This window comes from Paenibacillus sp. 1-18 (assembly GCF_000520755.1).
GTDB lineage: Bacteria > Bacillota > Bacilli > Paenibacillales > Paenibacillaceae > Paenibacillus > Paenibacillus brasilensis.
In genome coordinates, this window is the sequence record NZ_ASSB01000213.1 from 1 (window position 1) to 11,766 (window position 11,766).

8 protein-coding genes and 1 other annotated feature are annotated in these 11,766 nt (G+C 49.5%); all 8 genes read right to left on the minus strand.

The genetic code is table 11. The annotated features are described in order from the left end of the window. The coding region (locus L693_RS0113400; RefSeq protein ID WP_025717695.1) for an SPOR domain-containing protein at positions 1 to 1,088 on the minus strand (1,088 nt) is incomplete at its 3' end. Between the two features lie 167 nt (positions 1,089 to 1,255). Continuing rightward, positions 1,256 to 2,635, minus strand: coding sequence for a UDP-N-acetylmuramate--L-alanine ligase (murC, locus tag L693_RS0113405; RefSeq protein ID WP_025717696.1), 1,380 nt, complete (start codon positions 2,633 to 2,635; stop codon positions 1,256 to 1,258). Positions 2,636 to 2,641: 6 nt separating this feature from the next. Beyond that, positions 2,642 to 4,018, minus strand: a complete 1,377-nt coding sequence (locus L693_RS0113410) for a bifunctional folylpolyglutamate synthase/dihydrofolate synthase (protein ID WP_025717697.1) — start codon at positions 4,016 to 4,018, stop codon at positions 2,642 to 2,644. A gap of 36 nt (positions 4,019 to 4,054) precedes the next feature. Continuing rightward, positions 4,055 to 6,721 (minus strand): valine--tRNA ligase, encoded by a 2,667-nt coding sequence (locus L693_RS0113415; RefSeq protein ID WP_025717698.1) that lies wholly within the window; start codon positions 6,719 to 6,721, stop codon positions 4,055 to 4,057. Between the two features lie 54 nt (positions 6,722 to 6,775). Further along, positions 6,776 to 7,060, minus strand: a binding site (T-box leader). A gap of 71 nt (positions 7,061 to 7,131) precedes the next feature. Then, positions 7,132 to 8,397 carry a LysM peptidoglycan-binding domain-containing protein gene (locus tag L693_RS0113420; RefSeq protein WP_025717699.1) on the minus strand — a complete coding sequence of 422 codons (1,266 nt, stop codon included), beginning with the start codon at positions 8,395 to 8,397 and terminating at the stop codon, positions 7,132 to 7,134. 125 nt (positions 8,398 to 8,522) lie between these two features. Next, positions 8,523 to 9,434, minus strand: a complete 912-nt coding sequence (locus L693_RS0113425) for an RluA family pseudouridine synthase (RefSeq protein ID WP_025717700.1) — start codon at positions 9,432 to 9,434, stop codon at positions 8,523 to 8,525. Continuing rightward, on the minus strand, positions 9,431 to 10,735 hold the full coding sequence (gene hemL / locus L693_RS0113430; RefSeq protein ID WP_025717701.1) for a glutamate-1-semialdehyde 2,1-aminomutase: 1,305 nt from the start codon (positions 10,733 to 10,735) through the stop codon (positions 9,431 to 9,433). Before hemL ends, L693_RS0113425 begins: the two co-directional genes overlap by 4 nt. A 31-nt stretch (positions 10,736 to 10,766) precedes the next feature. Then, positions 10,767 to 11,765 carry a porphobilinogen synthase gene (gene hemB / locus L693_RS0113435; protein ID WP_025717702.1) on the minus strand — a complete coding sequence of 333 codons (999 nt, stop codon included), beginning with the start codon at positions 11,763 to 11,765 and terminating at the stop codon, positions 10,767 to 10,769. Position 11,766 lies beyond the last annotated feature (1 nt).

The window sequence follows — 11,766 nt, forward strand, 5'->3', positions numbered from 1 at the left end:
GGAAGTGCAGCGATATTTTGCGTCCACTGCTGATGAAGATCATTCAGCCCCTTCATTTCAGAGACTGATACCGCAGTTGGACCGCCATCTCCGAGCAGAGATGAGCTAAGTCCGCTCAGCTTGCTTACTAATGTGCCGCTTAACTGAAAAAAGGCTGTGAGCTTTTCACCTTCGCCTGTATAGGCGGCTTTTTCCAATCCAGGCAATCGAAGCTCACGAACATACAGTTCGACGCCTTGCGTCTTCAATTGATTGCTGAGCAGCTTGGCCTGCTCCCTGTCCGGTGATATTCCTGCATAAACCCGATTTTGATCCTCGGCATCCCCTCCGGCAGCAATGCCTGCCTTCAACAGTTCTTCTTTGGCTTGCAAGGCCCGTTCTGGAGTGCTGAAAACCCCGTACTGCAGCAAGTAATAGGTTTGGGGAGGCACTTGAGCCGTTACGACATTGACGGGGTTAGTATTCTCTTTTGCGGACGGTGTATCTGTGTTAACAGATTCATTAAAGACTGGCAAGGCCTGCTCTGCTGAGGATTCTGATCCCGGGACGATTCCGCCTCCGTTAAACAGCAGCAACATGATATATCCAAACATCCCTCCAGTCACCAGTGCGCTGGCTACTGAGCCGATCAACTTCCATCTGGAGGGGTGGGGCGGGCGTTTCCGGTACTCTTGACCGGAATGATAAGTTTCCCCATCTCTACCCTCTTCCCAGCCATCTGGCAGAACGTCTGCATCCGACCAGGAAGCTGCCGAACGGCCAAAGGGGTCGTCCCATCCCTCCTGTACCCTCAACGGCGAAGCAAAACGTCGGGTTGTAGCATTTTTATTCACACTCACAGGTTCATCAAGTTTCTCTTTTTGCGTATGTTCAATATTTTCTCCCATCCCGCTAATCCGTTTCGTGCTTTCATGCAGGTTAACGCTTTGAAACTGCTTTTCATTTTGATGTAATCCCGTATCTCTAATCGTTTCACTCCGTTCGCTTGCAATTAGCCCGTTTTTGTACGGAAGCACCTGTAGCTTTTCCTCCCGCTTTGTCTCAGGTAGCTGTTGATCGAACCGGAATGTCATCTTGGCCTTGTTCACGGATGCACTCCCTCCTTGTCCCATACTTCCTCATAGTTTGTTGTATGAGTCAAGCTAAGAAAATATGCCTCCAGCAATACAAAAAAAGGTATCCCGGAACATATTCAATGTTCGGAATACCTTTGTATAATTGTCATTCATCGGCATAGCTTAACATGTTGTACTTATTACGCTTGAGGTCCACGAAGATGGCGCGCTAACGCGTCGCCTGCTTTCCAGATGTCTCCTGCACCCATCGTCAGCACAAGATCACCAGGCTGTAGCCGATCTTTCAACTCCTCGATCACAGCTTCTTTGGTCGGCAAGTAGATCGCATTGGCATTGCTGTTTTGGACGATCAAATCCACCAGCTTGGAAGAATGCACGCCTTCAATCTGTTTTTCTCCCGCTGGTGAATAAATGTCGGTAATAATGACTTCATTCGCTTCACTAAACGCACGGCTGAACGCATCTAGCAGGAAAAAGGTACGGCTGTAGCGTTGCGGCTGGAACACAGCAATAATACGCTTGCCTGTCGCTCTCGCTGCACTAATCGTAGCCTCAATCTCTGTTGGATGATGCGCATAGTCATCAATAACCAGAATGTCATTGCTTTCACCCAGCACTTGAAAACGGCGCTTGGCTCCGTGAAATTCCAGAATGGAAGCAGCGATTTGATCGAATGGAATCCCTGCTTCCAAGCACGAAATTACAGTAGCCATCGCGTTGTACATGTTGTGTCTGCCTGGTACAGACAATTCGATCGTTCCGAGCGCTGTCCCTTTACGGCTCATGGTAAAGCTTAATCGACGGTCGCCTAATTGGATATCTGTCGCCATATAATCTGACTCATGCTCCACTCCGTAGGTAATGACCCGAGTTTGAAGCTGCGGTATCATCTCGCGGATGTTCTGATCATCTGCACATACAATGGCCGCACCATCTGGCCGTATTTGACTTAAAAACTGTACATAGGCACTTTTCAAACGATTAAAGTCGCCATCGTAATTTTCCAAATGATCTGCTTCGATGTTGGTTACGATACCTTGCCATGGATGATATTGCAGAAAAGAGCCATCGCTCTCATCCGCCTCAGCAACAACAAACTCGCTTTTACCCGCTTTGGCATTCGTACCCAAATTCGTGATTTCACCGCCAATGATATACGTTGGATCGACATTACATCTCTCCATAACCAAGGCAATCATCGAGGAGGTTGTCGTTTTACCGTGCGCCCCTGCAACAGCCACTCCCTTACGTTCGTTAAGCAAGCGAGCCAGCATCTGTGAACGGTGCAGAGTTGGAATATTCAGTTCTTCTGCTGCCACCCGCTCTACGTTGTCACGAGACAATGCCGTTGAGTAGACGACGATATCCGCACCTGCAATATGTTCAGGGGTGTGTCCGATATATATTTTTGCGCCTTTTGCCGCTAATTTTTCTGTCAGCTCTTGTGATGCCACATCTGAGCCAGTTACGGTATAACCCATCTCCAGCATGACCCGAGCAATCGCGCTCATCCCGTAGCCGCCGATACCGATAAAATGAACATGTTCCGAAGTAATCAACAAATTTCACCAACCTTTTTCCGAATCGGTTTGATACATAAGGGTAGCCCGTACATCCGCAATGAGATACAGCGTGCCGGACACCACCCCCAGATCCTCCGCTTCCGTATGTGACTGAAGCAGGGCAAGAGCCTTTTTCCAGTCACCTTCTACAATAATTTTCAAATCCATTTTGGCATAAGACGGCCGCAGCTTCTCCACGAGATGAGCCAATTCAGCGGCATCCATTTTGCGGCGGAAATCGGGCTCGGTCAGGATAAGCGTATCCACTAGTGGCAGTATATGCTGCAAGTATGCTTCATGATGCTTGTTTGACAGCATCCCCATCATTAAAACCAATTTTCGGTACGAATACAGCTGGGGAAGACTCTTTGCAAGCGTCTGTGCCCCTTCTGGATTATGAGCCCCGTCAATGACAATTCTCGGCGAGGTGCTGACCTGTTCGAGACGCCCTGCCCAGGCCGTTTGTCTAAAGCCCTCCAGCAGTTCAGCATCGTCCAACACAAAAGCCGTATACTGACGAAGGACCTCGAGTGCCATCATAGCTCCTGCCGCATTAGCACACTGATGCTCACCTAACAACGCAATGTCGATTTCCATATGCCGGAAGGGTCCCGCGAACGAGAAAATCTGACCCGATTCGTCCCCGTTAAGCCGTGCATACGTAAACTGTTCTCCTGCCAAATACAGGGTAGCTCCCTGGCTTGCCGCCGTTTCGCGTATAACCTGAATAGCCTCGGGCTGGGTAACGCAACTTACAACAGGTACGCCAGGCTTGATAATACCGGCCTTTTCCCTTGCAATCTGATCAAGCGTATCTCCCAGAATATCCGTATGGTCATAGCCTACATTCGTGATAATCGAGACGATAGGACTCACGATATTAGTTACATCCATCCTTCCCCCGAGACCTGTCTCCCATACCACAACATCTGGAAAAGACACCGTAGCATAGTATAGAATAGCCAACGCTGTCGATACCTCAAACATCGTGGGAGATCCCAATTCACTGGCTGCTATTTCCTTGACCAAAGGGTACAAGCGATTAGCAAGCAAAACCAGTGTCTCATCAGGAATGTCGGTCCCGTTGAATTGAAAACGGTTCGTAAATCGTGTGATGTACGGAGACGTAAAAGTCCCGACATCGTAACCGCATTTCATTAGGACGGAGGTCAGAAAAGCACAGGTTGAGCCCTTGCCATTGGTACCCGCAACATGCACAAATTTCAAATGATGCTGCGGGTCACCCAACATACTCATTAGCTGTTCGATTCGTTCCAGTCCGGGTCTGATTCCAAACGGAATTAATCCGTTAATCCATTCCACTGCTTCATCATAGCTTTGTAAAGGAGCAGCTTCGCTGCCCCTGTTCGTATCTGACATCCTCTTCACCTTCAGGTCATTTTATAGTGAGTGAAATTATCCCTTGAGTTCTTCAATACGTGCGATAACTTTGGCGCGCTTATCGGAGTAATCAGCTTGTTTCGCCTTCTCCTCCTCAATGACTTTAGCTGGTGCCTTAGCCACGAAACCTTGGTTGGAAAGCTTTTTCTCCACGCGCTCCACTTCACTGTTCAAATGCTGAAGCTCTTTTTCAAGTCTGCTAATTTCCTGGGCAATATCAAGCAGTCCGGCCAATGGCAGGTATAGCTCTGCGCCGCTGACTACAGATGTCATGGCTTTATCTGGAACGGAGATCTCCAATCCCGCGTCGAATTCGGATGTATTGCAGAATCGGCGTACATATTCCGCATTGCGGTTAATGATATCAAGAACGGCTTGATCGCCAGGTTTTATGAGCAATTCAACCTTTTTGCTCATCGGTACGTTAACTTCAGCGCGGATATTGCGCACGGCGCGAATCACGTCGATCAGCAAATTCATTTCAGCTACCGCATCCTTATCCTCAAAAGCCGGATCATACACAGGCCAAGCGGCCAGTGTAATCGTTTCGCCTTCATGCGGAAGATGCTGCCATATTTCCTCGGAGATAAACGGCATGAACGGATGAATCATGCGCAATGTCCGATCCAGTACATATGCCAGTACAGACTGTGTTTTCTTTTTCGCCTCTGCGTTGTCGCCATATAGGGAAAGCTTCGCAAACTCAATGTACCAGTCGCACAAATCATCCCAAATAAAGTTATACAGAAGGCGGCCTGTCTCGCCAAATTCATAAGCATCTATTAGACGCGTAATGTCACGTGAAGTTTCGTTCAGGCGGTGGAGAATCCAACGATCAGCAGTGCTCAAATCACCGGTGATGTCGATATCCGCCGCAGTAACACCCTCCAGATTCATCAGTGCAAAGCGGGATGCATTCCAGATTTTATTGGCAAAGTTGCGGGCTTGCTCCACTCGTTCCCAACGGAAACGAAGATCTTGTCCAGGCGTACTGCTGGTGGAAATCATATAACGCATGGCGTCCGTGCCATATTGGTCGATTACGTCGAGCGGATCAACACCATTGCCGAGGGATTTGGACATTTTTCTACCGTCCGCATCACGAACCAGGCCATGCATGAGCACGTCCTTGAACGGAATCTCTTCCGTAAACTCCAGTGCGGTAAAGATCATCCGCGACACCCAGAAATAAATAATGTCATAGCCTGTAACCAGGACATTGGTCGGGTAATAGCGTTGGAGATCCTCGGTCTGCTCAGGCCAGCCCAGTGTCGAAAACGGCCACAAAGCAGAGCTGAACCATGTATCCAGCACGTCCTCATCCTGTTTCAGCTTTCTGCCAGCATATTCAGGCAAGGTTGTAGGGTCCTCTACCGAAACAATAATTTCTCCGGTTTCTTCATCGTACCAAGCCGGAATACGATGTCCCCACCACAATTGACGGGAAATACACCAGTCACGCACATTTTCAATCCAGTGCAGATAAGTCCGCTCGAAGCGATCCGGTACAAAGTTTACGCCGTTGCCGGCCTTCTGCACTTCAATCGCTTTAGCTGCCAGAGGCTTCATTTCCACGAACCATTGTGTAGACAGATAAGGTTCTACAACTACACCTGTACGCTCGCTGTGACCTACCTGGTGCACATGCTCTTCAATACGTATAAGTACACCCTGCTCCTTCAGATCAGCGACGATTTGCTTACGGCAATCGCTGCGATCAAGGCCCTGATATTTGCCTGCCTCGGCATTCATCGTTCCTGTTTCGTCCATTACCGTAATTTGTGGCAGCTGGTGACGTTGCCCCATTTCAAAGTCGTTCGGATCATGAGCTGGTGTAATTTTAACCGCGCCGCTACCAAAATCTTTATCTACATAATCGTCCGCAATAATCGGAATTTCACGCCCAATAATCGGAAGCACCAGTGTTTTGCCGATCATTTGCTTATACCGTTCATCTTCCGGATGTACAGCGACAGCTGTATCGCCCAGCATCGTTTCAGGACGGGTAGTGGCTACTGTAATAAATCCGCTACCGTCTTTCAGTGGATATTGAAGGTGGTACAGATTGCCATTCACCTCTTTATACTCTACTTCAATGTCCGACAATGCCGTACGTGCAGCAGGGTCCCAGTTAATGATGCGTTTACCGCGATAGATCAGGCCTTTTTTGTACAGCTTTACGAATACCTCGCGTACTGCTTGGGACAGTCCCTCATCCAGCGTAAAGCGTTCACGAGAATAGTCGAGGGAAAAACCCATTTTCTCCCATTGATTATGAATATTATCCAGATAAAGATCTTTCCATTCCCATACCTTCTCCAAAAACTTCTCGCGGCCCAAGTCATACCTTGTCAGACCTTCTTCGCGCAGCTTTTGCTCTACCTTTGTTTGCGTAGCAATACCCGCATGGTCTGCCCCTGGCAGCCACAAGGCATCATAGCCCTGCATACGCTTGGCGCGGATAATAATATCCTGCAAAGTAAAATCAAGCGCATGTCCGATATGCAGCATCCCCGTCACATTCGGTGGTGGAATAACGATTGTAAAAGGCTCTGCCTCCGGATGTTGTCCGGCGCGGAAATAGCCTTTCTCCATCCACGTTTTATACCATTTTTGCTCTGCTGATTTTGGATCGTACGTTGTTGGCATTTCCAAGGTTGTCTTGTTGTCTTGTTCTGACATATCAGGATACCCCCATGATTTTTTCAATTGGCAAATAAAAAAAGCCCTTCATCCTCAAAGGACGAAAGGCTGTTCTTTCGCGGTACCACCTTTGTTTCACCCCTCGTGTATGTATCCACTGATCCATTACACATGGTGTGACACTTTATGCAGATAACGGTTGCGGACCGGCCTTATTCTACCGTGAACCTCGTACCTTCCGTTGGAATGACATGAGGAACCGTTCAAACAGGCGACTCCCGGGTGACTTCGGCCAGTAGCTTCCTGCGGAACCTCACAGCGCTGCAATTCCACTCTCTGAAGGGCTTGCTGCCTACTCTTCCCGATCTCAGTCTTTCAATAGCTATACCACATCATACATTTCCCATTGACTATAGTCAACACCCGCTGTGCATTTTTCAGTTACTGGATCAAGGGATGTACAATACCTGGCCTTCTTCCACATGATGCTCCGCCAATCTGTTATACAATTGAAGCTCCCGCGTACTGAGCTGATAGCGGTCAGCTATGGTTTCCAGTGTATCCTCACGTTGCACGATGCATAAGCGGACCTTGCGGAAAGGCGTTTCATCCTGCGTATGGAAAAACAGGTTTTTCCACTTGGCATCCTCTCGCTCTTCTTCGGCTTTCTGATTCTGATCCTGTGGCTGTTGCTCCAATTGAGACTGATATTCCGCTTCCTTCACCGAACGGCTGGATTGGAGCAGCGACGAGTAGACAACTGTGTCCGGCTCGTCTGCTCCTTCGTCCTTTTTGCTGTTGAGCGCCACACGCATCTCCGGTTTCTCGTCGGGAGAGGTGTCATGGACCGAATGGTCCACCTGCTCTGACGCTTCAGGCTTAAAACCATCCACCTGGCTCGTGTGCAATTGCGGCTCCAGATAGCCCCCCGGCTCTGCTAAGGAATGATCTTCAGACTGCAAAGGATCATGCACCACATCGGAAGATACAGCAGATACCTTCGGCTCACTTCCCGTCCATGCTTCCTCCTGCTGAAACCCCCATACTTCCGGTGCAGCATGCTCATGCTTTATCTCGGAGGGGCTATCTTCATCAGCTTTACCCGTCCAAGGCTCGTTCAATCGATTCGAATCTGCAGCTGGTTCATAAGCTTGCTGTTCCGATAACAGTTTCTGTTCTTCATGGTCCAGTAACGGCTGTTCCCAGGAAGCAAACTCCTGTTGAGTAGAATAGTCCTCTTCCTTCCGATACTCCCCATTATTGGAAAAGGATTGAGTCTGATGCTCGGGTGCATGCACCACGGTAAATTCCTCATCCAGCCAAACCGCCGTCTCCTCGGCATGCGAGCTTTCCACCCCATGCAGTGAAAGAACGCCAGTGATATTCAGACTACGCAGGGAGAGCAGGTCCACATCAAAATTTTCAATCTCGACTGAAATATCTTCCAATCTTCCTACCCGGTTCAGCGGAATGGTAATTTCCACAGGTATCATATGACGAAGCTCGTTCGTTACCTCTTCAGGTGTGCGGTACACGCCCTCCAGCAGCAAATGCCCTCGCAAAGCGGCATGGTCGCCGTGGGTTACAACCTGAATGCGTGGCAGAAGCTCAATTTCCTCCAACTCAGCAATCCCGGCAGCTTCCTCCGTCAAATGAATGCGTTCATAAATATCAAAACGCAAGCCTTGCGGCTGATCATTCTGTTGTTTATTCAAGGATGGCATCCTCCTTTGGGCAGCCTCCGCACATCCTCTGACTCCTGTCAGGCGCACGGAAACTCCATATTGCAAACCGTTTCTAGGTTCAAGTATATGCGCCAAAATAGAAGGCATGCCATCTTTTATAGCTGTTTGTACAGCTTTTGCAAATCATCCGGCCAAGCATCCGCCACGGTAATCGTGTCGCCGCTAAGCGGATGACCGAAGGTAAGGCGCTCTCCATGCAGCGCCTGCCTGCCAAAATCAGCAGCTCGGCCCCCGTATAATACATCCCCGAGCAGCGGGAAACCAGCATGACTAAGATGAACGCGAATCTGATGGGTTCGGCCGGTATCCAATGTCAGATATACAAGACTGATTGCGCTTGAACCACTCCCCCATACTTCACCAAGTTCCACATGGGTAACTGCCTTTTGTCCGGTCGGAGATACACGACGACGCTGCTTGTGATGCCTGTCCTTGCCAATCGGCCAATCCAATGTCCGGAGCGATGCAGGCACTTCCCCCCTTACCCAAGCGACATAGCGACGGTCGATATCCTTGGCTCGCATTTGCTCGTCCAGCTTGAGCAACGCGAATTCATTTTTGGCATATAGCACCGGGCCTGTCGTATCCACATCCAAACGATGCACATGTCGTACCGCTGCATGAATGCCATTGATTTCATAATAGGATGCGACAGCATGATCCAGCGTCAGCGGACCATCCTTTACACCGCCGTCTGGATGGACCGCCATACCTGCCGGTTTGTGTACGACCAGGCAAAAATCGTCCTCATACAGTACCTTCAAATCATACCAACGAGGGATGACGCCAAGGTCCATTACAGGAAAAAGGGCCAGCCGTAGCCGGTCCCCTGTAAGTTCAATCCCTTTTTCGTGCCGTAGTCTGCGCCACAGCTTGTCTGGTAAACCCAAACGGTTCAGCAACCAGTCGTCTACAGCCTCAACCCGATTTTCGCCAGCTGTAATTTCTCGTCCCGGTGTGACTTCCAGCCAAGGTCCCCTTCTTTTCCAGCTACCTTGCCAGCTCATAGACGTTTGAGCGCGCGATAGTTCGCTTCAATAGTGGCGTCAATATCCTCAACCGTATGCACACCTGATACAAACATGCCCTCGAATTGAGATGGAGCCACACTGACTCCCTCATTCACCATTTCGGTAAAATAGCGGCGGAAGTGATCCTGATTACTCTTTTTAGCCGTATCAAAATTGACAACCTTCTCGTCCGTAAAAAATGGACACACCATGGAACCTACACGGTTGATTGTGACAGGAATACCCAGCTCTCGCGCGTTACGTTCGAATCCGGCCTGAAGCCGTGCTGCCCGCTCTTCCAGCCGATCATATACTTCTGGCGTCAGCAGCTTAAGTGTCGAATAGCCTGCGGCCATAGCCAATGGATTTCCGCTCAGCGTACCCGCTTGATAGATAGGCCCGGATGGAGCGATTTGCTCCAAAATGTCACGACGTCCGCCGTAAGCACCTACCGGCAGTCCGCCCCCAATTACTTTGCCCAGACACGTAAGATCCGGTGTCACACCAAAGCGTCCCTGGGCAGAGTGAAGCCCCACCCGGAATCCGGTCATCACTTCATCAAAAATCAGCAGACTTCCATATTGTCGGGTTACCTCACGCAAACCTTCCAAAAATCCAGGCTGTGGCGGTACAACACCCATGTTGCCTGCTACCGGCTCGACAATAATTGCGGCAATTTCTTCGCCAAATTTCTCAAAAGCCAGCTTCACTGAAGCCAAATCATTATAAGGAACGGTGATGGTATGTGTGGCCACGACTTCCGGTACACCCGGACTATCGGGCAAACCCAATGTCGCAACACCAGAGCCCGCTTTAATCAGCAGGCTGTCCGCATGACCGTGATAAGAGCCTTCAAATTTAAGAATTTTGCTGCGTTTCGTAAATCCACGTGCGAGGCGGATCGCACTCATGGTTGCCTCGGTTCCCGAGTTGACCATACGAACGAGATCCATGGAAGGAACACGTTCACATACGAGCTTGGCCATTTCTGTCTCCACCAGCGTTGGTGCGCCGAAGCTGGTTCCTTTTACAACAGCAGCCTGTAAAGCTTTAACCACTTCGGGATGTGCATGGCCCATAATAAGCGGTCCCCATGAACATACATAGTCTATGTAGGATTGACCGTCGATATCATATACACGCGATCCTTCCCCATGGTCGATATATACTGGCGTAATGCCCACGGATTTAAAAGCTCGAACCGGACTGTTTACGCCACCCGGAATATATTGCTTTGCCTCATCAAAGGCTACTTTGGAGCGCGTATCCTTGCGCACCGTTCGTTGTTCGTCGATCATTCTGATCACTCCTGTCGTCTGAAAAATACGTTTATTGCTTCAACCATCTCGCCGCATCCTTGGCAGAATAGGTAATAATCATATCCGCACCTGCACGCTTCATGCTTGTCAAAATCTCCATTACCATCGCTTTTTCATCAATCCAGCCTTGGAGTGCTGCCGCTTTGACCATTGCATATTCACCGCTGACATTGTAAGCCACCAAAGGCAGGTCAAATTGGTCCTTAATGGTGCGCATTACATCAAGGTAAGAAAGAGAAGGCTTTACCATCAGCATGTCCGCACCCTCAAGCACGTCAGATTCTGCTTCCCGCAACGCTTCACGCGCATTGGCAGGGTCCATCTGATAGGATTTGCGGTCACCAAACTGTGGCGCAGAATCTGCGGCTTCCCGGAAAGGACCGTAAAAAGCAGACGCATATTTGACGGAATACGACATAATCGGAATATGTGAGAAGCCTTCCTGATCCAGTCCATGCCGAATGGCCTGCACAAAACCATCCATCATATTGGATGGAGCAATAATATCCGCGCCTGCTTTAGCCTGGGAAACTGCTGTACGTACCAGCACCTCCAGCGATTCATCGTTCAATACCTCGCCGCATACCTCACCATCATGCTCATGCATGTGTACCATGCCGCAGTGTCCATGATCCGTAAATTCACACAAACAAGTATCGGCTACAACCAGCAGCTCGGGATAGCGGGACTTGATCAGACGAGTAGCCTCCTGCACAATCCCATCTTCCACGAAAGCCGAAGTCCCCAAACTATCTTTGGTTTCCGGTATGCCAAACAAGAGCACAGCAGGAATGCCCAGCTCGCTAATTTCCTTCAGTTCCTCCTCCAGCTGATCCAGAGAAAAACGGTATACGCCAGGCATGGAGCTAATCTCCTGCTTCACCCCAGCACCAAATGTTACGTAGATCGGTTGAATAAAATCAGCCGGATTCAATACAGTCTCACGCACCATACTGCGGATCGCAGCCGACTGACGCAAACGACGATGTCTCGTAAAAGGTACACTCATG